This window comes from Kitasatospora xanthocidica, assembly GCF_014656195.1.
Classification (GTDB): Bacteria; Actinomycetota; Actinomycetes; order Streptomycetales; family Streptomycetaceae; genus Kitasatospora; species Kitasatospora xanthocidica.
In genome coordinates this window covers 62,722-85,214 of the sequence record NZ_BNBY01000019.1, presented here as the reverse complement: position 1 = coordinate 85,214, position 22,493 = coordinate 62,722, and the positions used below count along the sequence as shown (strand labels likewise).

Sequence of the window (22,493 nt, the reverse complement as noted above, 5' to 3'; positions counted from 1 at the left end):
CCACTCCGTATCGATCCGTTCGACTCAGTCCTTGCAGACCACGTTCGCGCGCACTTCCGGATGGTCCCCCGAGTAGTTCACGGCTTGGGCCAGCCAGCCGTTGCCCCAGAAGCTGGACTCGTAGACCGCCGTTCCGATGGCGAGCGCGCCTCCGCCGGTGACCGTGCCCGACGGGCAGTACTTCAGGTCGTGGGCGGTCCCGTGGGAGAAGGGGAGCTTCGTGCCGTCGCCCCAGTAGTGGTGATGGGGCGAGGTCGAGCAGATCACGAAGGGCCTCAACTCCAGGGGCCTACCGGCCGGGTTGTTGATGTAGTAGGTCCAGCGGTCGTTCGCCTCGTTCCCGCCGGCGAAGGACTCGTAGACATGGACGACTCCGAGGTCGACGAGCCCGCCGCCCCCGGTGGCGTACTGGCCGGCCGGGCAGGTCGCCGAGAGGCCGCCCTCGCTCTGCGGCGCAATCGTGACGGGCCCGTTGGAGACCTGGGTGTGCGGCTCCGTGGAACAGATCACCGTCGCCCACAGGGTCGCGTCGACGTCCGATCCGCCGTCCACTGTGACGACCCAGCCGTTGCCGCGGGGGTAGGAGCTGATCATCTCCAGCGGGTTGTCGTAGGGGGAGACCTTCGGTCCGCCGCCGGTCGGGGTCTGCCCGGCCGGGCAGGTCACGCTCGCTTCGTAGAAGACGTGGACGTTGCTCCGGGGCACGGCCACCGGATCACCGATGACCTGGGTGAGTACCTCCGCCGGCGCGGCGGGCGGGCGCGCCGGGGGAGGGCCGGACTCCCGGGCGGCGGCGGGCGGCGCCGCGAGGGAGAGGATCAGGGCGATCAGTACGGTCAGGGCTCGCGTTCTTCTCAACGCTTCCTCCGGGGGAACGGGGACGAGCAGGGGTGTCTCCCGTATCCCCTCCGCTGCTGCCTCCGGTCGTCGTGCCCCGGCCCCTCACCCGGACGATTCGAACAGATCACTCCGGCGCCTCGCCCGGGCGCGGGTGCGGCCGCCGGCCCGCGCCCGGGTGGGGGCCGGCGGCCGAGGTGTCACTGGTCGGAGTAGCTGAGGTCTCCCACGGTCCAGCTGCTCACGTCGGCGATGGCGATGCGGTACATGCCCCCGGTGTGCGGCAGGCCGTAGCTGCCCTGGAGGATGCGGGCGACGTGCAGGTGCAGGTGGGTGGGGCGGCCGGGGCGCGGACCCGTCTCTCCGCCCTCGGCGGCGGGTGCCGTGAACAGCGCGGCGAAGGGCTTCAGGTGGTCGGAGGCGGCCAGGACTTCGGCCACCCGCTCGTGCCACAGGCGTTCCGGCGCCAGACGGCCGGTGATGACCGCTCCCGGGACGACCACGGTCAGGGGCATCTGGTTGCTGCGCTCGGACTCCACCATGGCGGCGATGTCGACAAGCAGCGCATCAGGGCTCGGCATGCACCCGAGGATAGTGCCCGCCGGGACCGGCCGGACGGTGATGCGGCAACCCGCCCGTCCGGCCCGGCCCGCGCGCTGTGCGGCACGGGGGAGTGGGGCCCGAAGGCCAGGTCCGCCCGCGGGCCGGATCCGCCCGGCTGGCGGTCGGGGTTCGAGGCGGGACGATGGAGTGGATCCGACCCTTCGAGCGTGGCGGGAGGAGGTGGCCGGATGGGAGCCGGACACGCGGGGCAGCCGGGTGCCGCGCCGCCGGGGCGGGATCCGGCGATGCAGGCCGGCGGCCTGCTGGACGTCCTGGGCGTCGCCGCGGTGGTGCTGGACGCGGAGGGGCGGATCGCGCTGTGGAGTCCGCAGGCCGAGGAGCTGTTCGGCTATCCGGCGGCCGAGGCGCTCGGGCGCCCTGCCGCCCGGGTGCTGGTCGACGAGCGGCACCTGGACCTGGTGCTGGAGCTGTTCGCGCGGGTGATGGCCGGCGGCGGGGCGTGGGCCGGGGTCTTCCCGGTGCGGCGCAAGGACGGGTCCACGCTGCTCGCCGAGTTCCGGAACATGCGCCTGGAGGACGAGCACGGCCGGTTCTACGCGCTCGGCCTGGCCTCGGACCAGGCCACGCTGCGGCGCCTGGAGCGGGACCTCGCGCTGTCGCTGCGCCTGGTGGAGCAGTCGCCCATCGGGCTGTCGCTGATGGACACCGACCTGCGCTTCGTCCTGGTCAACCCGGCGCTGGAGCGCATCAACGGCCTGCCCGCCGCCGAGTGCCTGGGCCGTACCGTCCGGGAGGCCCTGCCGTTCCTGGACACCGCGGCCATCGAGGCGGCCATGCGGGAGGTGCTGGCCACCGGGAGGCCGCTGCTGAACCAGTTCACCACCGGACGCACCCCCGCCGACCCGGGGGTCGAACACGCGTGGTCGGGGTCCTTCTACCGGCTGGAGGACCCCGCCCACCGGGTGCTCGGCGTCGCCGTCTCGGTCCTCGACGTCACCGAGCAGCACCGGGCGGCCAGTGCCGCGGCGGCGGCCCGGCGACGCCTCACCGTGATCGCCGACGCCTCCGAGCGGATCGGCACCACGCTCGACCTCGATGTGACCGCCCGCGAGCTCGCCGACGTCCTGGTGCCGGAGTTCGCCGACATCGCGGCCGTCGACATCCTGGAGGACGTCCTGACCGACAGCGAGCCGACGACGGACCGCAACCGCCCGGCCCTGTTCCGGGCCCTCGCGGTCAAGGCCGCCCACCCCACGCCCGCCGCCGAGGCCGCCGACCCGGTCGGGGAGATCGCCCGCTACGACGCGACCCGGCTGGTCGCCCGCTGCGTCCGGACCGGCCGTCCGGTCCTGCTGGCCCACGTCACCGACCGTGACCTGCCCCGCATCGCCCGCGACGAGGAGGGCGTGGAACTGCTCCGCCAGGCCGGGATCCACTCCTACCTGGCCGTGCCGCTGCGCGCCCGCGGCCGGGTCCTGGGCGCACTCGACCTCAAACGCGCCCGCACCGAGCAGCCGTTCGACCACGACGACGTGGTCCTGGCCGGTGAACTGGCCGCCCGCGCCGCCGTCGCCATCGACAACGCCCGCTGGTACCAGCGCCAGCGCCACGCCGCGCTCGCCCTCCAACGGCACCTGCTGCCCGGCCCGCCGCCGCAGCCGCCCGGGCTGGAGGTCGCCTACCGCTACCAGCCGGCCCCCGGCGTCGGCGAGGTCGGCGGCGACTGGTTCGACGTCATCCCGCTGCCCGCGGACCGGACGGCCCTGGTCGTCGGCGACGTGATGGGCAGCGGCATCACCGCCGCCGCCACGATGGGCCAACTCCGTACGGCGGCACGGACGCTGGCCGGCCTCGACCTGGAGCCCGCCGCCGTGCTGACCCACCTGGACCGGATCGCCGCCGGCCTCGGGGAATCCATCGCCACCTGCGTCTACGCCCTCTACGATCCCCGCCACCACCGCTGCCGCATCGCCAACGCCGGTCACCTGCCCCCGGTCCACACCCGCTTGGGCCGCCCGCCGGCCCTGCTCGACCTGCCGACCGGCGCACCCCTGGGCGTCGGCGGCGTCGCCTTCGACGACACCCCGGTCGACCTCGCGACCGGGGACGAAGTCGTCTTCTACACCGACGGGTTGGTGGAGACCCGGGACCACGACATCGACGTACGGCTCGCGGCCCTCACCGACCTCCTCGGCGGGCCCCGCAGATCCCCGGAGGAGACCTGCGACCTCCTCCTCGGCGCCCTCCGCCACCGCGGCGGCAACGACGACATCGCCCTCCTCGTCGCCCGGGTCCTGCCGCTGCCGCAGGCGGCCGGGGCCACGGGCGGGTGATCCGGCACACGGACGGGGCGGAGCCCGTGAGTTGGGGCCTCGGCGAGGTCACGGCCGACGTCCGCGCGCTGATGGCGGTGAGCGGGATCCCGAGAGCCGACCGGACCGGCGTCAGTGGAAGGCCCGCATACCCGACTCCCGATAGGCGGTGTTGATCAGGTCGATCACTTGGACCCGGGGCAGTGACAGGGCGTCGTCGGCGATCCCGCCGACGTCGACGGGACGGGTCGGAGGAACGCCCCGGCGGCGGCGCGGGTGCAGAAGCGCCTGACCCGCTCCGGGGCACCGCGACCGCGAAGGCACCGCACTCCAGCGTGAAGAAGTGCGGGCTCCTGGAGTCGGTCACGTGGACCGGGGCGCGGTCGGGGCGGGTGACGCGGATCGAGCGGAGTGCGGCGGGGGTGTTCGCGGTGCGGTTCCGGTGGCGGTTGATGCCGCGCGGGGTCAGAGGCCGTCGATCATGCCGCCGTCGATGACGAAGTCCGCGCCGGTGACGTTGCCGGAGCGGGGGCTGGCGAGGAACAGGACGAGGTCGGCGACCTCGGTCGGCCTGGTGAAGCGGCCGGTCGCGGCCTGGGCCCCGGCGTTCCTGGCGACTTCGTCCGGATCGACGCCGAGACGGTGGCCGACGGTCGCGGCCATGCCTTCGGCGCCCTTCCACAGCGCGGTCTCGACCGGGCCGGGGCTCACGCAGTTGACGCGGACGCCCTGCGGCCCGACTTGCTTGGACAGCGCCTTGCAGAAGTTGGTGAGGGCGCCCTTGGCGGCGCTGTAGTCGAGGACCAGCGGGTCGGGCAGCCGCGCGTTGAGGGAGGAGACGGTGACGATCCTGCCGTCGCCGGCGGCGGTCAGGTGCGGCAGCGCGGCACGGGTGGCCCGTACCGCCGTCATGAGGTTGAGGGTGAGCGTCCAGTCCCAGTCCGCGTCGGTGATGGCGGAGAAGCCGTCGAGTCGGGGCCGGACCGCGCCGACGTTGTTCACCAGGACGTCGACGCCCCCGTGCGCGGCGACCGCGGCGGCGACCAGCTCGGCGGGGCCCTCGGGCGTGGCGAGGTCGACCTCCACGACGGTCAGCTCGGCACCCTGCCGGATCAGCTCGTCCAGCGCGTCGGTGCGTCCCCGGCTCCCGGCGACCACCCGGGCCCCGGCGGCCAGGAAGCCCTCGGTGACGGCGAGCCCGATACCGCGGCCGGCGCCGGTGACCACGACGCGCTGCCCGGCGAGCCCCAGGTCGAAGCGGGCCGCGCTCACCGCGTGCCCGCCAGGCTCCGCGGCCGCGCCGGGACGGCGGCGACGGCACCGGAGCGCCGGTACCGCGGGATGACGGGGTGCGGTTCGTTCATGACGGTGCCTTCCAGCGAGGGGGTGAAGCCCCCAGCATCCGCCGGTCGGCGGGCCGCTCGGCGCCCTCGGACCGGGGACACACCCAAGCGTTGGTGCTGATTCGCCTGTCCGGTCCCGTCCGATCCGTCGTCCTGCCGGACACCGAGCCCGGGGCAGCCCCTCGGTCCTGCGGCGGAAGCGGCGTCGGCTGCCGACCGGGCGGCGCGCCCGTGCGGGTGACCAATCCGCGCCACGAAAAGTTCAACTCGCGGACGAGCTAGGGCCGCTCGCCCGCGCCGCTCGCCCGCGCCGCCTCCGTGCAGGACGCGATCGCGAGCGCGCCGCGGCGACGGCCGAGCGGCTGATCCGGGCGGCCGGGTTCGACCCGGTGAAGGCCGGCGGTCCGGCCGCCGCCGGACGCATCGAGGCGCCGGGCGGCGACCTGGACCAGTTCGGGCCTGACGGTGAGGTCGTGGACCTCGACCAGGCGCGCGCCGCCGTGTGAACGGCGCCCACCTGTGACGCGTGAACAACGGGTCCTCGGGGGCCGTGGCCGGCCCCGGCGGTCCGCCGGGGCCGCCCCACGAGGACGTCACCCCAGCGCGGCCGCCTTGCGCAGCAGTACGGACCGCTCGCGGGTGTTGCGGCACAGCCGGGCGGCGAGTTCCAGCTCGGCCCGGGCCTCGGCGGTGCGGCCGAGCCGGGTGAGCAGTTCGCCGCGTACGGTCGGGAGCAGGTGCGACCCCGACAGGCGGCCGGAGACGGCCAGTTCGTCGACCGTGCGCAGCGCCTGCTCCGGCCCGCTCGCCATCGCGACGGCCACGGCCCGGTTGAGCTCGACGACGGGTGAGGGGGCCACCCGGCCGAGCGCCTCGTAGAGGAGCACGACGCGCTCCCAGTCGGTCTCCCGTACCGAGGGCGCCGTCGCGTGGCAGGCGGCGATCGAGGCCTGCAGACCGTACGGTCCGAGGCCCCGCCCGAGGGTCGAGGCCCGGCCGAGCGCGGCCAGGCCCCGGCGGATCGCCGAGCGGTCCCACCGGCGGCGGTCCTGGTCCTCCAGGAGCACCGCCTCTCCGTCGGGCCCGGTGCGGGCCGGGAAGCGCGCGGCGGTGAGTTCGAACAGCGCGAGCTGGCCGTACACCTCCGGCTCGGCGGGCAGCAGGGCGGCCAGCATCCGGGCCAGCCGCACGGCCTCGTACGCGAGGTCGACGCGCAGCAGGTCCTCGCCGGCCGTGGCCGTCGAGCCCTCCGTGAAGATGACGTACAGGACGCTCAGGACGGCGCCGAGCCGCTCGCGCCGGTCCTCGGGCGGCGGCAGCTCGAACGGGACGTGCGCCGCGGCGATGGTCTTCTTCGCCCGGGTGATCCGGGCCTGGACGGTCGGTACGGGCACGAGGAAGGCGCGGGCGATCTCCTCGCTGGACAGCCCGGCCACCACGCGCAGGGTGAGGGCCACCCGGGCCTCGGGCGAGAGCACCGGGTGGCAGGCGGTGAACATGAGCGCGAGGACGTCGTCGTCGACCCGGTCGGGGTCCCACGGCAGGTCGTCGGCCCGCTCGGGCGCGCCGGCCGCGCCCGAGCTGAGTTCGCCGTCGGCCAGCGGGCCGGCGAGCGCGGCGTACCGCTCGTCGAGCGCCGACCTGCGGCGGAAGGCGTCGATGGCCCGCCGCCGGGCGGTCGCCAGCAGCCAGCCCACCGGACTGGCCGGCGCCCCGTCGCGCGACCAGGCGACGAGCGCCTCCGCGAGCGCCTCCTGCGCGACGTCCTCGGCGAGCGCGAAGTCCCCCGTGTAGCGGGCCAGCGCACCGACGATCCGTGCGGACTCGATCCGCCAGACGGCCTCGACGGCCCGCCGCGCCGATTCGGCGACCGGCGGGCCGTCGGCGGCCTCGGGTGTCACAGCTGGCCGGTCCGCTCGCGCCACGCCCGCTCCTTGACGATCCACTCGTTGTCCTGCGGGAACTCCTCGATACCGGGCACCCGGCGGACCTCGCACTTCGAGCCGGCGACGGCCGGGAGCCGCTTGGCCCACTCGACCGCCTCCTCCTTGGAGGCGACGTCGATCAGGTAGAAGCCGCCGAACAGCTCCTTCGTCTCACCGTACGGGCCGTCGGTGACCACCGGGGTCTCCCCGTCGAAGTCGACCACCACGCCCTGGGACGGGTCGTCCAGCCCCTCGGCGGCGACGAGCACGCCCGCCCGGATCAGCTCCTCGTTGAAGCGGCCCACCGTTTCGAGCATCTCCTCGAAGGGCGTCTCCATCATCTTGGCCACGGACTCGTCCGTGCCCCGCATGATCAGCATGTACTTCGCCATGGCCGTTCTCCTTGTTCGGGGAGGGTCGTTCTGTCGACCCTCTCACTCCCAGGTCGAACGGCGCGACCGCGGATCGACACGGCGGACGTATCCGCGCAGAATTTTTTTCGACGAGCGTCTTCGCGGTGGTTTCCCGTTCAGCCGAGCCCGCGATCGACGCGGGGTGTCGCGGCGTCGAGAGGCTCGAGAGCTCAGGCGCGGAGCAGGTCGGTCGAGACCGCCCAGAGGCGCTCGGCGACGGCGGGATCGAGCGCCCATTCCTTGACACCGTGCGGGTGCTGCGCGAGGTCGGCGTCGTTCGGCACGGTGTAGGCCTCTCGCGCGTCGTCGAGGTAGTGGCCCCCGGAGTGGGCGAACTCCGGGGCGACGGCCGCGACCATGCTGGTGGCCGCCCCCTGCTGGACCGTCTTGTACGTGAAGACTCCGGCGGCCGAGGTTGCTGTCGAGCAGGATCCGGTCGCCGCGCTCGGGGAACATCGAGGCGTAGGCCGCGCCGAGGTAACTGCCGTAGGAGGTGCCGAAGTAGGAGGCCTTCGGCTCGCCCAGCGCCGCGCGGATCCGGTCCATGTCGCGTGCGGTGTTCGCGGTGGTGGTGTGCGGCAGCATCCACCCGGTCCGCGAGGCGGCGCACTGCCGGGCGACGGCCCGCGCGTTCTCCGCCTCCCGGGCGACGTCGGCCGCGGTGTGCGCGTACGGCGGGAAGCTGCCGCGTTGCTGCTGCCGCGTTGCTGCTGCCACGGTGTCAGGTCACAGGTGACCGGCGTGCTGCGGCCGACGCCCCGCGGGTCGAAACCGATCAGGTCGTAGGAGTCGACGACGTCCTTCGGCAGCCCCGCGGCGACGAGGGCCGTCGGGTAGCCGAGTCCCGGGACGCCGGGGCCGCCCGGATTGGTGAAGAGCACACCGCGGCGCTTGGCGGGGTCCTTGCTCGCCGGTGGCGATGAGGGTGCCCAGAGGACGGTCGGCACGACCGTCCTCTGGGCACCCTCATCATGCTTCTCTGTCGGTGGTCAGTCGTGGGGGCTGATGTTCCTCCAGACCGGGGCGACGCCCGGTTCACCGCCCTTGTCGGCCCAGTACTGGGCGACCCAGCGGTGGTTCTTGTGCGTGACGACCGCCCCCTTGTCGTAGTCGGCCTTCGGGTCCCATGTCGGCGCTGAGCACTGGGCCGATCCCGCGGGCTGGACCGTCTCCGTGCCGTGGCGCCGGTCACCGGTGATGCCGAAGGTCGCTTCCCCGATGGTGACGGTGACGTTCGCGGGACCGGTGGCTGACGGCCCTCTTCGCCCGGCCGTTCCTCCTGTCCACTGCCGTCGACGGCCGTCCACGCCGGCACGTACCCGACTTCCTCGTGCTGCGCGGGATCATGGGAGGGGGTGTTTTTCGCCGGCGTCGAGGAGGTCGGTCACGAGCCGACGGGCGTACGCGGCGTCGAGTCCGGCCGGGCGGAAGAGGATGCGGTACATCATGGGGGCGACCACGCGATCCATCGCCGTCTCGACGTCGGGGGTTTTCTCCTCGCGACCGATCGCGCGGGCGAGCATGACGTCGATCTGTTCGGCCGCGTAGGCCGAGCACCGGCCGGCGTTGCTGCCGTCCCGGTCGCCGAGCAGAGCGTCACGGATGTAGGCGCGGCCGGAGGGGGACGACATCTCGTCGAGGAACTGTTCGGCCCAGGCCGTCAGGTCGGACAGCAGGTCGCCGTGGTTCTCCGGCGCTGTGTCGGGCCGCAGGCGCTCCACCGCGACGTCCGACAGCAGCTCCTGAAGGTCGCCCCAGCGGCGATAGATCGTCGAGGGGGTGACTCCGGCGCGCTGGGCGACCAGCGGGACGGTCACCGCGTCGCGGCCCTGCTCCGACAGGAGTTCGCGGACGGCGGTGTGCACCGAAGCCTGGACCCGTGCACTGCGCCCGCCGGGGCGCGCCATCGGCTTGCGACTCATGACTCCATCTTAAAGCACGGATATTGCGTTTAGGAGGAGCATGCCGGCTCGACGGCGGCGCCAGGCCCCCCTTGCCGATCTCCTCGCTGCGGGCATCCGGTCCTGATCCCGACCGGAGCCGAACGCATACAGGCCGGGCCGGGCCGGACGGTTCCGGCCCGGCCCGTATGCCGTTCTCAGGCGGTCGGCGCGAGCGGTCGGGCGGACTGCGTCCGCTCGTAGGCGTGGCCCACCCGCAGCAGCTGCCGCTCGCCGAGGGGCCGTCCGAGCAGCTGCATGCCGATCGGCAGGCCCGCCGTGTCGTGGCCCACCGGGACGGACAGGGCGGGTACTCCGGTGATGTTGGCCGGGGAGGACAGACGCACGTAGGCGTCGGAGACGCTCTCGACCGTGCCGTCGGACCAGGTGACACTGTCCTGACCGGCCTTCACCGCGGTCATCGGGACCGCCGGGGCGGCGATCACGTCGACCTTCTCCAGAACGCGGGCCCATTCCTCCCGCATGAGCGTCCGGGAGCGCTGGGCACGCAGATAGTCGCCCGCGCCCATCAGCTCACCGGCCTCCAGGAGGATGCGGACGTCCGCCTGGTACAGCTCGGGGACCGTACGCAGCGTGCCCTCGTGGTAGGCGGTGGCCTCCGGCACCATCAGCCCCCACTGGGTGGCCTGGATGTACCTGGTCATCGGGATGTCGATCTCGACGAGACGGGCGCCGAGCGTCTCCAGCTGCGCGATGCCCCGGCGGACGGTGGTCTCCACCTCCGCGTCGACATGGTCGAAGTAGTAGTTGCGCGGTACCCCGACGCGCACGCCCGTCAGGTCCGGCTCCGGTTCCGGCCGGTAGTCGACGGCGGGGGTGTCCAGCGCGGCGGGGTCACGCGGGTCGTGCCCGGCGAGGACGGTCAGGACCAGGGCTGCGTCCTCGACGGTGCGGGTGACCGGTCCGACGTGGTCCAGTGACCAGGACAGCGACGTGACGCCGTGGCGTGGCACCAGCCCGTAGGTGGGCTTGAAGCCGACGACCCCGTTCAGCGCGGCGGGCACCCGGATCGACCCGCCGGTGTCGGTGCCGAGGGCGAAGGTCGCCGCCCCGGCCGCCACCGCGACGGCGGACCCGCCGCTGGAGCCTCCCGCGACCCGGCCGCGGTCCCAGGCGTTGCCGGTCTGCGGGGTGGTCAGGCCGTAGGCGAACTCGTGGGTGTGGGTCTTGCCGACCAGGACGGAGCCTGCGGCCCGCAGCCGGGCGGCGACCGTGCTGTCGGCGGCCGCGCGGTGGCCGGCCCGGACCCGGGAGCTGGCGCTGGTGGCCGAACCGGCGACGTCGATCAGGTCCTTGAGCGCGACCGGGACGCCGTGCAGCGGCCCCCGGAACACGCCGCGGGCCGCTTCCTGCTCGGCCTCCCGCGCCGCGCCGCGGGCCTGCTCGGCGGTGACCGCGACGTACGCCCCGACGTGCGGGTCCACCTGGTCGATGCGGTCGAGGACCGAGTCCACCAGCTCGACGGGGGACAGCCGGCGGGCCCGGATCTGCTGCGCGGCGTCGGCCAGGGTCAGCTCATACGGCTGCATCGTGCTTCTCCTTTCCGGCGCGGTAGGCGCTGGCGGGCGGGGTGTCCCCGAAGTCCAGCTCGCGCAGGACCGCGACGACGGAGTGGATGTGGTCAGCGGTGGCGGCGACCGCGGCGTGGCGGTCGTCGGGCAGCGGAAGTCCGGCACGGGCGGCCCAGCGGGCGGCCTCGGGCGGCGTGAGTTCAGCGGAGGGCACGTGGTTTCTCCTGGTCAGGGGGCGTGGCAGCGAAGCGCCCCCGCACTAAAAGCCAACAGTTTGCTTTAGTGCGACCGTAGGCCCTATGGTCGCACTAAAGCAAATGTGTTGCATTTGCGGAAGGAGTCCCATGCCCGACGTCATGTCCGACGCCCCCACGGTCACCGTCACGCCTACGCCATCACCGCCGCCCTCCTGGCCCTAGCGGCCCTGGCGGCGCTCACCGCGTCACGACGCGGGGCGGCCCGCCCCGAAGCCGACCGCTCCCACTGAAGAGAACAAAGGAACCGACACACCATGCACACCTCCCCCGCCGCCACCCCCATTCCCTCCTGGACCGTGGGCGGCGTCACCGTCCACCGCGTCGACGAGGTCGCCCTGCCGCCCGCGACCGGACCCTGGCTGCTGCCCGACGCCACCCCTGAGGTGGTGACCGCCCAGGACTGGCTGCACCCCCACTTCGCCGGCCGGGACGGGAGCCTGCACATCGACAGCCACAGCTTCGCGTTCGTCGTGAACGGGCTGCGCGTTCTCGTCGACACCGGCATCGGCAACGGCAAGGAGCGGGCCAACCCGGCCTGGCACAACCTGCGGACCGACTTCCTGGAGCGCCTCACCGCCGCCGGTTTCCCCCCGGACTCCGTCGACCTGGTGATCCTCACTCACCTGCACGCCGATCACGTCGGCTGGAACACACGGCAGGTGAACGGCGAATGGGTCCCCACCTTCCCCAACGCCCGCTACCTCACCTCCCGCGCCGAGCGGGAGTTCTGGGCCACGTACGACATGGAGGAGGCACGCGAACAGATGTTCCGCGACTCCGTGATCCCGGTCGAACGGGCGGGTCTGCTGAGCACGGTCGACGTCCCGCACAAGGGGGCCGAGATCGCCCCCGGCCTGCGCTTGATCCCGACCCCCGGCCACACCCCCGGCCACGTCGCGGTGGAACTGACCAGCCAGGGGGAGACGGCGCTGATCTCCGGCGACTGCGTCCACCACCCCGTCCAGCTCGCCCACCCCGCCATCGGCGCCTGCGTCGACATCGACCCGCGGAAGTCCGAGGCCACCCGCCGCACGCTGCTCGGCTCCCTCGTCGGCACGGACACCCTCCTCCTCGGCACCCACTTCGCCCCGCCCACCGCCGGCCGCGTGGTCGCCCACGGGGACGCCTACCGGTTGGAGCCCGTCCCCGCTTCCTGAGGCCGATGCCACCGAGATCTGGGCCGGGCACGAGGGCCGACTCGATCTGGCGGACCTCTGCGAGCAGTGCCTCACCGCGGTCCGGGACGGCGGCTGAGCACCCCCGGCCGGCGGTCTGGGGAGCGGGGCCGGCCCCTCAGGCCTCCTTGGGCGTGGACTCCGGCGGACCGGAGCTGCTGCCGAGGACGTTGTCGAGGTGGGCCGCGAGCGCGGAGCGCAGGGCCTCGGGCGTCATCTTCCGATCGTCGATCAGGTGTGCCACGAGGTCCGCGCGGAGGGCGGCCAGCAGGGCGTGGGCGGTGAAGTCCGCGGCGCGGACGCCGGGCACCTGGTCCAGGGCCGCCCGGAGCGTCTCGTGCCACCAGGCGTAGTGCGCGGCCTGGTAGGGGCTGCCGAGTCCGGCGCCCTCCGCCGCCGCCATCAGGTTCCGGTTCTCGATCTTGAAGCGCAGCGCGGCGTCGAGCAGGTCCAGCACCCGCTGCCGTGGTGCGGACGCCGCCGCGTCCTGTGCTTTCCGGAGGGGTTCCAGGCGGGAGGCGATGACGGCGCCGATCAGGCCGGCGCGGTCGCCGAAGCGGCGGAAGAGGGTGCCCTTGCCCACGCCCGCGGCTGCCGCGATGTCGTCCATCGACACGCTGTGGGGGCTGCTGCTGGCGGCGAAGAGCGCGTCGGCGGCGGCCAGGACGGCCTCCCGGTTGCGCAGGGCGTCCGCGCGCTCGGTGCGCCCCGTACGGTCGGTGCGCCCCGTACGGTCAGTGCGCTCCTCGCGCTCCGTGCGCTGGGCCACGCTTCCTCCTTCGTCCTCGGCCTGTCGCGGCCCCCGGGCGGGTTCACGGTGTCCGGTGGGCGCGCGTGGCGCGAAGCGGGTCGGATGGTGCCGTCGCGCCATCCGACGATACGCGCTACCGCCGGCCGGCGGGCGCCCGGGTGGCCCCGCGCTCCTCCTCCGGCCGGCGGACCGTCGTGGACCTCAACGGCTTCCGGACAGCTCCCGTTCGGCGAAGGCGCGGAAGGTGCCCGGGGGGCGGCCGGTGAGGCGCTGGACGGTGTCCGTGGTGCGGTCCTCCGCGCCGGCGGCGATGGCGCGGTCCATGCCGGCCAGCATGGTGGCGAAGGCCGGTGGTATCTCGGCCGCCCAGCGGTCGCGCAGCTGCTCGTACGTCAGGTGCCGGTGGACGACGGGACGGCCGGTGACCGCGGCGACGGTCGCGGCGACGTCGTCGTAGCTGAGCGTCTCCGGCCCGGTCAGGACCAGGTCGGTGTCGGGGGACCGGTCGTCGGTCAGGGCGCGGACGGCGACGGCGGCGATGTCCTCGGCGTCGACGAACCCGACGCGGCCGTTCCCCGTGGCCGTCAGGACGGCGCCGTCCTCGCGGATGCTGCGCGCGTGGGGCATGGAGCCGGTGAAGTTCTGCATGAACCAGGAGGGCCGCAGCACCGCCCACTGCTCGAACAGGCCGGGCAGCTCCTGGTGGACCCGGCCCACCGCCGGACCGCCGACGGGGATCGCCGAGGAGCTGAGCAGCACGGCGCGGTGCACGCCGGCCGCACGGGCCTGGCGGAGGAAGGGCAGCATGACCGCGGCCGGCTCGGCGGATCCGATGGGCGGGACGAGGTAGACGCGGTCGACGCCGTCGACGGCCTCGCTCCAGGTCGCGGGAACGTCCCAGTCGAAGCGGACGGCCCGGGCTCCCGTCACCGCGGCGGCGGTCCGGCCGGCGGCCTTGACGCGATGCCCCTCGGCGGTCAGTCCGGCGACGACGCGGCGGCCGGTGGTGCCGGTGGCCCCGATGACCAGGGTGGTGCCGGGTGCGTTCATCGGGTCGCTGCCAGGAAGTCGGCGCCGGTCTGCGCCACGGCGAGGGGGTTCCAGTAGTCGCGGTAGGAGGTGATGCGCCCGTCCTTGACGGTGACCACGGCGATGTAGGTCAGGTCGAAGGGGCTGTCCGTCGCCACCAGGCGGCCGACCCCGCGCATCTCCACCACGATCGTCCCGGGGGCGACGGTCTGGTGGATCGTCACCTCGGGGAAGTCGTGCAGGTCGATGTGGTCGGGGTAGTGCCGCATGTACTCGCCGACCGCGGCCTTGCCCTCCAGGCGGGTCGGCCAGCCCTGGGGCGCGAAGGGGAATTCAAGCACGCCGTCCTCGTCCCACAGGTCCACCCAGCCGGAGACGTCCTTCTCCAGCAGCAGTCGCAACCCGTGGTGGTACAGCTCCGCGGCTGTCATCGGCACTGTCATGGTCAAGGTTTCCGTTCTGCTCGACGGCATGAAACGGACCAACGGTCCGCTTTGATTCGTAGCATACGGACCGCTGGTCCGTTTCTCAAGCGCGGTGGGTCCCGTCACGGCGGCGGTGGCCGATCCGGGCGTGGGAGTGAGCGCTACCCGGCACCGGCAGGCGCTCCGGTCCGGGCAGTCGGAGAATGCTGGAGACGGGGGTCGGCTCTCAGGCGGATGCGAAGGGGCGTGGGCTCGGTGCGGACGGCGGCGGTGGAGGACTGGGCGGCCGACCGGACCTGCCGCGGCCGGACGTGTCGGACGTGGCTGTCGCGGCGGACGTGGCGACCGTGACCTGGGCCTCGCCCGAGGACGCGGAGGCGATGCGGCTGGTCGCCACCCGGCTCAAGTCCGCTCACCCCGCGGCCGACCCCGCCACCGTGGACGCCCTCGTCGCGGGCGCCTACGCCGAACTGCGCGACGCCAAGGTCCGGGCGTTCATCCCGATCCTGACGGAGCGCCGCGCCAGGGCCCTGCTCGAACTGCCGCCACCGGGCACCCGGCCCGGCCCGGCCGGCTGACCCGGCACCCCCGAGGGCCGATCCCGCTCATCGGAGTCGTGGCTCAGGGTAGCGCTCAACATGCCCCCGATCGACCTCCGGGTGAGCAACATCCCACGGGGGCTGACGAGTTGAGCGACCCTTGCCGACGCCGGGGGTGACCCGCGACGTCCGGGGGGCCGTCCGAAGGCGAGTCCGCCGACGAAACACCGCCCGACGGCGCATCGCTCCACAGCGCACCGTGGGGCGGTGCGCTGTCGGAACGGAGACGGTGCGCTGGGAGCCAAGTCCGGTACGGACCGCCGACCTAACGTCCTGTCATGTGTCCGAGCGGGACGGGCCCGTGACCTCCGCCCGCTCGGACATCCACGTCGCCGCCCGCACCGGTGCGGCGGCCCGAACCCGTCACAGGAGGTTGTCGAGGTGCCTGCAATGCCGGTCGGCGGGCTGGTTCCCCGCGCGGTCGACGACGCCGCCGACGTCGTCGTCCGCAACGCGAAGATCTACACCGGGGACGCCCGCCGTCCACAGGCCGGCGCCCTCGCCGTCCGCGACGGCCTGATCACCGCCGTCGGGGACGACGCGGACGTCGCCCCGCTCATCGGACCGGCCACCACCGTGGTGGACGCCCTCGGGCGGCGCGTGGTGCCCGGGCTCAACGACGCGCACCTGCACGTGATCCGGGGCGGCCTCAACTACGTCCTGGAGCTGCGCTGGGACGGCGTCACCTCGCTGCGCCAGGCCCTGGCGATGCTGCGGGAGCAGGCCGCCCGCACCCCCGCGGGGCAGTGGGTGCGGGTGGTGGGCGGCTGGTCGGCGGAGCAGTTCGCCGAGCGGCGGCTGCCGACGCCCGCCGAGCTGAACGAGGCCGCGCCGGACACCCCGGTGTTCGTCCTGCACCTCTACCAGTCGGCGATCCTCAACCGCGCGGCGTTGAAGGCCGCCGGCTACACCCGGGACACCCCCGACCCGAGGGGCGGCCGGATCGTCCGGGGCCGCGGCGGCGAGCCCAACGGCATGCTGCTGGCCGCCCCGAGTGCCCTGGTCCTCTACTCCACGCTGGCCAAGGCCCCGGTGTTGGAGGGCGAGGACCGCCGGACGTCCACCCGGCACTTCCTGCGCGAGCTGAACCGCTTCGGGCTGACCTCGGCGATCGACGCCGCCGGCGGGTTCCAGAACTTCCCCGAGAACTACGCCACGGTGACCGAACTCGCCCGCGAGGGGCTGCTCTCACTGCGCATCGCCTACCACCTGTTCCCGCAGACCGCGGGCCAGGAACTGGACGACCTCGCCCGGTGGATCGAGACGGTCCGCCCGGGGGACGGCGACGAGTGGCTGCGGCTGAACGGCGCCGGCGAGAACCTCACCTGGGCCGCCGCCGACTTCGAGAACTTCGCCGAACCCCGGCCCGAACTCGAAGGCTACGAAGCCGAGTTCGAGAAGGCCGTCCGGCTGCTCATGGAGAACGGCTGGGGCTTCCGGCTGCACGCGACCTACGACGAGACGATCCGGCGCGACCTCGCGGTGTTCGAGAAGCTGGCCGCCGAGGGCCTCTTCCCGGCCGGCAACCGGTGGCTGTTCGACCACGCGGAGACCGTCTCCCCGGAGAGCCTCGACCGGATCGCGGCGCTCGGCGGCTCGCTCTCGGTGCAGAACCGGCTCTCCTTCCAGGGCGAGGCGTTCACCCGCCGGTACGGCTTCGGCGCGGCCGCCGAGGCGCCGCCGATCCGCGCGATGCTGGACCGCGGGCTGGCCGTCGCGGCCGGCACCGACGCCACCCGGGTGTCCTCGTACAACCCGTGGGTCGCCCTGCACTGGCTGGTCTCCGGCCGCACGGTCGGCGGCCTGGCGATCCGGCCGCCGCAGAACCGGGTGGACCGGGCGACCGCGCTCGCGATGTACACCACGGCGGGCGCCGCGCTCACCGGCGAGCAGGACGTCAAGAGTGTGCTGCGGCCCGGCTGTTACGGCGACCTGGCGGTCCTGTCCGAGGACTACTTCACCGTGCCCGAGCCGGACATCCCGGCCATCGAGTCCCTGCTCACCGTCGTCGGCGGCCGGATCGTCCACGCGGCGGCCGAGTACGAGGGCATGGACGAGGAACTCCCGGCGGTCAGCCCGGACTGGAGCCCGGTCGCCCACTTCGGCGGCTACCAGGCCTCCGGCCGTCCCCCGGGCGGTACTTCGGGCCGTATCTCCGGCAGCACCTCCGGCAGCACCTCCGCCGCGGGCGCCCGCCAGGCGGAGCTGCTCGGCGAGGTCGTCGCCGAGTCCGAGCTGCACCGCCGGTGGCGCGTCGAACGCGGTCTCGCGGCCGGACAGCACCAGCCGTTCGACCCCTGCTTCCTCCTCTGACCACTTTCACCACCTGCCCCAGCCCCGCGCGGACCACCGCGCGGGGGACTCACCGAAACAACCGAAGGGAACCCCGTCATGGTCGACCTCACCCAGGTCCGCGCCACCCCCAGCCCCGACCTGCTGACCCCCGACAACGCCGTGGTGCTGTTCGTGGACCACCAGCCGCAGATGTTCTTCGGCACCGGCAGCGGCGACCGCACCGCGATCATCAACGCCACCGTCGGCCTCGCCAAGGCCGCCCGCGCCTTCGACGTGCCCGCCGTGCTGACCACCGTCGCCGCCGAGTCCTTCTCCGGCCCGCTGCTGCCGCAGCTGGCCGCGGTCTTCCCCAAGGCCGAGATCCTCGACCGCACCTCGATGAACGCCTGGGAGGACGAGGCGGTCGTCGAGGCGGTCAAGGCCACCGGGCGCGGCAAGGTCGTCATCGCCGGCCTGTGGACCGAGGTCTGCCTGGTCCTGCCGGTCCTGTCGATGATCGACCAGGGCTACGAGGTCTACGTCGTCACCGACGCCTCCGGCGGCGTCTCCCCGCAGGCCCACGAGCACGCCGTCCAGCGGATGACCCAGGCCGGCGCGGTGCCGGTCACCTGGGTCCAGGTGCTGCTCGAACTCCAGCGTGACTGGGCCCGGACGGAGACCTACGGCGCCGTCATGGAGATCGTCAAGGAGCACGCCGGCGCGTACGGCCTCGGGGTCGTCTACGCCCAGGCCGTCATCGGCGAGCACGCCGCCGGCTGACCCGCTCCGGCGACACCGCATCAGAACAGGGACCAGGGACAGGACACGATGGATACCGGACTGCTGATCCTCCGCGTGGTGGTGGGCCTGCTCATCGCCGGACACGGAACACAGAAGGTGAGCCACCGCCTCGGCGGCCGCGGCCTCGCCGGCGGCACCGAGGAGTTCCGGCACGACGGCTTCCGCGGCGGGGCGCTCACCGCGCTCGCCGCGGGCGCCGGGCAGATCGGTTCGGGCCTGTTCCTGGCCCTGGGCGCGCTCACGCCGCCGGCGGCCATGGTCGCCATGGGCGTGATGACGGTGGCGATCACCGTCAAGCTGCCGCACGGGCTCTGGGTGCAGGACGACGGCTACGAGTACCCGCTGGTACTGGTCGTCGTCACGGGAGCGCTCGCCCTCACCGGCCCGGGCCGCTGGTCCGTGGACCACGCCGCCGGCCTGAGCGCCTGGCCGCTCTGGCTGTCGGTCGCGGCCCTGGTGCTCGGCCCGGCGAGCGGGCTGCTCACCCGGCTCGCCCTGCACCGCCCGCCCACGCCCGAGGAGGCCACCGCCAGTGCGCGCCCTGCTGACTGACGCCCTGCGGGCCGTCGCCCCGCCGCGCACCGACCGACACGGTCCGCTGCCGCCGCTGATGCTGCTGCTGACGGTCACCACCGGGGTGGTCGACGCGGTGAGCTACCTGGGCCTCGGCCACGTCTTCGTGGCCAACATGACCGGCAACGTGGTCTTCCTCGGCTTCGCCCTGGCGGGCGCCCCGGGCCTGTCGGCCACCGCCTCGCTGGTCTCCCTTGCGGCGTTCCTGACCGGCGCGCTCGCCGGCGGACGGCTCGGCAGCCGACTGGCGGCCCACCGCGGGCGCCTGCTGACCGCGGCCACCGGCACCCAGACCGTCCTCACCGCCGGCGCCGCCGTCACCGCCGCGATCGCGGACGGCGGCGCCGACTACGCCCTGATCGTCCTGCTGGGCCTGGCCATGGGGCTGCAGAACGCGGTGGTCCGGAGGCTCGCCGTACCCGACCTGACCACCACCGTCCTCACCCTCACCCTGACCGGCCTCGCCGCCGACTCGACCCCGGCCGGCGGCGCGGCACCGCGGCCGGGGCGCCGGATCCTCTCCGCGCTGGCGATGCTGCTCGGCGGCCTCGCGGGCGCGGCCCTGGTCCTGAACGGACCGCTCGCCGCGGCCCTCGCCCTCGCCGCCCTGCTGCTCCTGGCCACCGCGGTGGCCGCCCACCGGGTCTCGGCCCCCGACGCGCCCTGGGCCGCGCCGACGGGCTGAACGGCGGGGACCGGCCTGAAAGGTACCCACGACAACCGCGCGCCCGGTGTGTCCCTCGCTCGGAGGCCGGGTGCGCACCATGACCGGGAGGTCACCCGATGAAACGACGCCCGACCCGACGCCTGACCCGACGCCTCACCCGACGGCTGGTCCTGCTGGTGGCGGCCATCGTCGCGCTGACGGCGGTCCCCACCGCCTCACTGGCCCAGGGCACCCAGGCCACGCCGACCGCCTCGCACCGGCAGTTGGCCGTCGGCCCGCAGTACGACTCCACCCACGTGTACGTCGAACCGGGCACCGAGCAGGCGTTCGCGGCCAGTTGGGTGGCCACCTTCGGCGGGACGACGATCGGGCCGAACGCCACACAGGTGACGCCCACGCCCAGCCGGACGCTCTCCGAGCTGGTGATCTCCCCGGTCGGCACGCTGTCCGTGTTCGACTTCACCACGCCCGTCCCGTACCCGTTCGGCACCGAGCGCACCGGCTGGCTGGTCACCGACCTCGACCAGGCCGTCCGCGCCGCCCGGGCCGACGGCGCCGCCGTGACCGTGGCACCCTTCGCCGACCCGATCGGCCGCGACGCCGTCATCCGGTTCCCCGGCGGGGTCAACGCCCAGCTCTACGTGCACACCACGCCGCCGTCCTACCCCGAACTGGCCAGCGTGCCGGAGAACCGGCTCTACCTGTCACCGGACGAGGTCGGCGCCTTCCTGCGCAGCTTCCTCCCCTTCACCGGCGGACGGATCGTCTCCGACGACCGCCGTGCCGACGGCGCCGCGATCGGACTGCCCGGCACCACCTACCGGCTGCTGCGCCTCACCTCCGGCTTCGGCACCACGACGGTCGCCGTGACGGACGGCCACCTGCCGTACCCCTTCGGCCGCGAGCTCACCGGCTACGGCGTGGCGGACCTCGGCGCCACCCTGGCGCGGGCGAAGGCCGCCGGGGCGTCCGTGCTGTGGGGACCGGTCTCCGCCGGCGGCCGGGACAGCGCGATGGTGCGGTTCCCGGGCGGCTACACCGCGGAGGTCCACACCGCGGGGGTCCACACCGACCGCTGACCGGCCGCCGTGCCCACCGCCGCCGTGCCCCGGCCGCGGTGGGCACGGCGCAGGTCGAGCACGGCCGGCGCACCGGCCAGCCAGCCCCGCCGCTCGTGGCGTCCCCGCCGGCTCCGACGCACCATGAGGTCACGACGGTGCGCCGGAACCGCGGCGCACCCCACAGCACCCCGGCCCTTCGCCGGGGCGTCCAGCGAGGAGTCCGATGCGCGAGTTCCTGGTCGAGATCACCACCACCGTGCCCGACGGCACCGCCCCCGCCGAGGTCGACCGCCGCCGGGCCGCCGAAGCCGTCCGCGCCCGCGAACTCGCCGCCGCCGGCCACCTGGCCCGCCTCTGGCGCCCGGTCGGCGAACTGCGGAGCATCGGCCTCTGGCGCGCCGCCGACGAGCGCGAGCTGCACGACGAGGTGCTCGGCACCCTCCCGCTGCGCCCGTGGATGACCCTCACCGTGACCGCCCTCGAACCCCACCCCAACGACCCGGGACAGCCGTAAACCCTGGAATCCCCTGCCCGGCCGGGCGGGGCGCGCTCGACAACCCAGCGCGCCCTGCCCGGTCCGGAGTGCCCGTGGTGTGCGGCGCCGTTCCGCGCGCCGCCGGGAGTGTCAGCCCTTGAGCCAGTCCTGGTAGCGGGTCGGTGCCAGGCGGGCGCCGGGGCCCGGGGTGAGGACGTCTCCGTGGACGGCGGCGAACAGGCCGGCCTGGTCGTCGACGACGACGGGGCGCCGGTCGCCCCGCGCGGCCAGCGTCATGCGGCCGATCTCGTCGAGCGTGAACGTGTCGGGGCCCGCGATGTCGAGGATCCCGTCGAGCGGCGTGCCGGTGGCCACGTCCGCGAGGACGTCGACGATGTCGCGGCTGGCGATCGGCTGGAGCGGCGTCGCTGGCAGCCGCACCGCGGTCTCGTCCGAGGTCCACGACATGGTCGGCTCCATGAACTCGAAGAACTGGGTGGCGCGCACGATCGAGTAGGGCGTCGGACCGTTGCGCAGCAGCTCTTCCTGGAGCGTCTTGGCGCGGTAGTAGTCCAGTTCGGGGACCTGGTCCACGCCGACGATGGACAGGACCACCTGGTGGCGTACGCCGGCCCGCTCGCCCGCGGCGAGGAGGTTGCCCACCGTGGTCCGGAAGAACTCGATCGACTTCTCGTCGAACGTGGGGGAGTTGGTCACGTTCACCACTGCCTCCGCGCCGGCGAGCGCGCCGTCGAGGCCGGCCCCGGTGAGCAGGTCGACGCCGGACGACAGGGACGCGGCGGTGACCTCGTGGCCTCGTGCGGTCAGCTCGGTGGCGAACTGCGAGCCGATGAGTCCGGTGCCGATGACGGTGATCTTCATGGTGCGCCTTCCTTCGCGAGTCCGTGAGCCGAGCCCCCGCAAACTCGGATACCTGATATCCGAGATATTACTCGGATATCCTGTGTCCGAGTCAAGTGGAGGTGGCATGAAACTGTCCGGTGGCGTGGAGTGGGCGCTGCACTGCTGCGTGGTGCTGACCGCGGCCGGTGATCCGGTGCCGGCGGCCCGGCTGGCCGCGCTGCACGACGTGTCGCCGAGCTACCTGGCCAAGCAGATGCAGGCGCTGTCCCGCGCGGGCCTGGTGCACTCGATCCAGGGCAAGACCGGCGGCTACGTCCTCACCAGGAAGCCCGAGGAGGTCAGCCTGCTGGACGTGGTGCAGGCCGTCGACGGGGCGAACCCCGCGTTCGTCTGCACCGAGATACGCCAGCGCGGACCGCTGGGGACGCCGCCGGAGCAGTGCACGAAGCGGTGCCCGATCGCCCGGGCGATGGGAGCCGCCGACGCGGCGTGGCGCGCGTCGCTGGCCGCCGTCACGATCGCGGACCTCGCCGCGTCGGTGGAGGAGGACAGCGGCCCCGAGGCCCTGCCCAGGATCGGCGCCTGGCTGAACACGGGCCCGGACGACCGGCCTCACTGACCGTTCTCAGGAGCCGGACACGGAACCGCCGGGGCCGGACGACCTCGACGGTCGTCC

Annotated in this window: 23 protein-coding genes and 2 pseudogenes; 10 read left to right on the top strand and 15 right to left on the bottom strand. The window is 73.8% G+C overall.

The features are described from left to right. Window positions 1–24: 24 nt before the first annotated feature. Together IE332_RS27840 and IE332_RS27835 are read right to left on the bottom strand one after the other, a co-directional pair. Window positions 25–858: a hypothetical protein gene (locus tag IE332_RS27840; protein WP_189921572.1), complete on the bottom strand. Its 834-nt coding sequence runs from the start codon at window positions 856–858 to the stop codon at window positions 25–27. 179 nt (window positions 859–1,037) lie between these two features. Beyond that, window positions 1,038–1,418: a GvpU-like protein gene (locus IE332_RS27835; RefSeq protein WP_189921570.1), complete on the bottom strand. Its 381-nt coding sequence runs from the start codon at window positions 1,416–1,418 to the stop codon at window positions 1,038–1,040. A gap of 210 nt (window positions 1,419–1,628) precedes the next feature. Between IE332_RS27835 and IE332_RS27830 the strand changes: the two genes are divergently transcribed. Beyond that, window positions 1,629–3,734, top strand: a complete 2,106-nt coding sequence (locus IE332_RS27830) for a SpoIIE family protein phosphatase (protein WP_189921568.1) — start codon at window positions 1,629–1,631, stop codon at window positions 3,732–3,734. Between the two features lie 444 nt (window positions 3,735–4,178). Here the strand turns inward: IE332_RS27830 and IE332_RS27825 are convergent, their stop codons facing one another. From IE332_RS27825 to IE332_RS27785, 9 genes and pseudogenes are all read right to left on the bottom strand, one after another. Next, the gene (locus IE332_RS27825; RefSeq protein WP_189921566.1) at window positions 4,179–4,985 is read right to left on the bottom strand and encodes an oxidoreductase; all 807 of its coding nucleotides are present in this window, start codon (window positions 4,983–4,985) and stop codon (window positions 4,179–4,181) included. A 664-nt stretch (window positions 4,986–5,649) separates the two neighbouring features. After that, the gene (locus IE332_RS27820) at window positions 5,650–6,981 is read right to left on the bottom strand and encodes an RNA polymerase sigma factor (protein ID WP_189921565.1); all 1,332 of its coding nucleotides are present in this window, start codon (window positions 6,979–6,981) and stop codon (window positions 5,650–5,652) included. Then, window positions 6,954–7,373, bottom strand: a complete 420-nt coding sequence (locus IE332_RS27815; protein ID WP_189921563.1) for a YciI family protein — start codon at window positions 7,371–7,373, stop codon at window positions 6,954–6,956. The genes IE332_RS27820 and IE332_RS27815 overlap by 28 nt, the downstream gene beginning before the upstream one ends. Before the next feature lie 191 nt (window positions 7,374–7,564). Next, window positions 7,565–7,813 (bottom strand): annotated as a pseudogene (locus IE332_RS27810) (SDR family NAD(P)-dependent oxidoreductase); the annotation flags it as partial. Then, window positions 7,803–8,305 (bottom strand): annotated as a pseudogene (locus IE332_RS27805) (alpha/beta fold hydrolase); the annotation flags it as partial. The pseudogenes IE332_RS27810 and IE332_RS27805, both read right to left, overlap by 11 nt. A gap of 78 nt (window positions 8,306–8,383) precedes the next feature. Further along, window positions 8,384–8,701 (bottom strand): hypothetical protein, encoded by a 318-nt coding sequence (locus tag IE332_RS27800; RefSeq protein ID WP_189921561.1) that lies wholly within the window; start codon window positions 8,699–8,701, stop codon window positions 8,384–8,386. A 36-nt stretch (window positions 8,702–8,737) separates the two neighbouring features. Beyond that, window positions 8,738–9,316, bottom strand: a complete 579-nt coding sequence (locus tag IE332_RS27795) for a TetR/AcrR family transcriptional regulator (RefSeq protein WP_189921559.1) — start codon at window positions 9,314–9,316, stop codon at window positions 8,738–8,740. A gap of 176 nt (window positions 9,317–9,492) precedes the next feature. Continuing rightward, window positions 9,493–10,884, bottom strand: coding sequence for an amidase (locus tag IE332_RS27790; protein WP_189921557.1), 1,392 nt, complete (start codon window positions 10,882–10,884; stop codon window positions 9,493–9,495). Beyond that, complete coding sequence (locus IE332_RS27785) at window positions 10,871–11,080, bottom strand: hypothetical protein (RefSeq protein ID WP_189921555.1); 210 nt, start codon at window positions 11,078–11,080, stop codon at window positions 10,871–10,873. Before IE332_RS27785 ends, IE332_RS27790 begins: the two co-directional genes overlap by 14 nt. 297 nt (window positions 11,081–11,377) lie before the next feature. On the opposite strand from IE332_RS27785, the gene IE332_RS27780 reads away from it, so the two are divergent. Further along, window positions 11,378–12,280 (top strand): MBL fold metallo-hydrolase, encoded by a 903-nt coding sequence (locus IE332_RS27780; protein WP_189921553.1) that lies wholly within the window; start codon window positions 11,378–11,380, stop codon window positions 12,278–12,280. Between the two features lie 136 nt (window positions 12,281–12,416). Here IE332_RS27780 and IE332_RS27775 read toward each other — a convergent pair whose 3' ends face one another. From IE332_RS27775 to IE332_RS27765, 3 genes are all read right to left on the bottom strand, one after another. After that, complete coding sequence (locus IE332_RS27775) at window positions 12,417–13,067, bottom strand: TetR/AcrR family transcriptional regulator (protein WP_373313856.1); 651 nt, start codon at window positions 13,065–13,067, stop codon at window positions 12,417–12,419. 183 nt (window positions 13,068–13,250) lie between these two features. After that, a complete protein-coding gene (locus IE332_RS27770) occupies window positions 13,251–14,099 on the bottom strand; it encodes an NmrA family NAD(P)-binding protein (RefSeq protein WP_189921549.1) in 849 nt (282 codons plus the stop codon). Then, on the bottom strand, window positions 14,096–14,521 hold the full coding sequence (locus IE332_RS27765) for a nuclear transport factor 2 family protein (RefSeq protein ID WP_189921547.1): 426 nt from the start codon (window positions 14,519–14,521) through the stop codon (window positions 14,096–14,098). The genes IE332_RS27770 and IE332_RS27765 overlap by 4 nt, the downstream gene beginning before the upstream one ends. A 302-nt stretch (window positions 14,522–14,823) precedes the next feature. On the opposite strand from IE332_RS27765, the gene IE332_RS27760 reads away from it, so the two are divergent. From IE332_RS27760 to IE332_RS27730, 7 genes are all read left to right on the top strand, one after another. Continuing rightward, window positions 14,824–15,081 (top strand): three-helix bundle dimerization domain-containing protein, encoded by a 258-nt coding sequence (locus IE332_RS27760; RefSeq protein ID WP_189921546.1) that lies wholly within the window; start codon window positions 14,824–14,826, stop codon window positions 15,079–15,081. A 411-nt stretch (window positions 15,082–15,492) separates the two neighbouring features. Then, window positions 15,493–17,415 carry an amidohydrolase gene (locus IE332_RS27755; RefSeq protein ID WP_189921700.1) on the top strand — a complete coding sequence of 641 codons (1,923 nt, stop codon included), beginning with the start codon at window positions 15,493–15,495 and terminating at the stop codon, window positions 17,413–17,415. Window positions 17,416–17,493: 78 nt separating this feature from the next. Then, the gene (locus IE332_RS27750; protein ID WP_189921544.1) at window positions 17,494–18,156 is read left to right on the top strand and encodes a hydrolase; all 663 of its coding nucleotides are present in this window, start codon (window positions 17,494–17,496) and stop codon (window positions 18,154–18,156) included. Window positions 18,157–18,204: 48 nt separating this feature from the next. Further along, the gene (locus IE332_RS27745; protein WP_189921542.1) at window positions 18,205–18,729 is read left to right on the top strand and encodes a DoxX family protein; all 525 of its coding nucleotides are present in this window, start codon (window positions 18,205–18,207) and stop codon (window positions 18,727–18,729) included. Next, window positions 18,710–19,435, top strand: a complete 726-nt coding sequence (locus IE332_RS27740) for a YoaK family protein (protein ID WP_229928961.1) — start codon at window positions 18,710–18,712, stop codon at window positions 19,433–19,435. The genes IE332_RS27745 and IE332_RS27740 overlap by 20 nt, the downstream gene beginning before the upstream one ends. A gap of 98 nt (window positions 19,436–19,533) precedes the next feature. Further along, window positions 19,534–20,496, top strand: coding sequence for a VOC family protein (locus IE332_RS27735; protein ID WP_189921540.1), 963 nt, complete (start codon window positions 19,534–19,536; stop codon window positions 20,494–20,496). 205 nt (window positions 20,497–20,701) lie between these two features. Then, window positions 20,702–20,992 carry a muconolactone Delta-isomerase family protein gene (locus tag IE332_RS27730; protein ID WP_189921538.1) on the top strand — a complete coding sequence of 97 codons (291 nt, stop codon included), beginning with the start codon at window positions 20,702–20,704 and terminating at the stop codon, window positions 20,990–20,992. Between the two features lie 111 nt (window positions 20,993–21,103). Here IE332_RS27730 and IE332_RS27725 read toward each other — a convergent pair whose 3' ends face one another. Next, window positions 21,104–21,835, bottom strand: coding sequence for an SDR family oxidoreductase (locus IE332_RS27725; protein ID WP_189921536.1), 732 nt, complete (start codon window positions 21,833–21,835; stop codon window positions 21,104–21,106). Window positions 21,836–21,941: 106 nt separating this feature from the next. Here IE332_RS27725 and IE332_RS27720 point away from each other — a divergent pair, with 106 nt between their 5' ends. Continuing rightward, on the top strand, window positions 21,942–22,436 hold the full coding sequence (locus IE332_RS27720) for an RrF2 family transcriptional regulator (protein ID WP_189921534.1): 495 nt from the start codon (window positions 21,942–21,944) through the stop codon (window positions 22,434–22,436). Window positions 22,437–22,493: the final 57 nt, after the last annotated feature.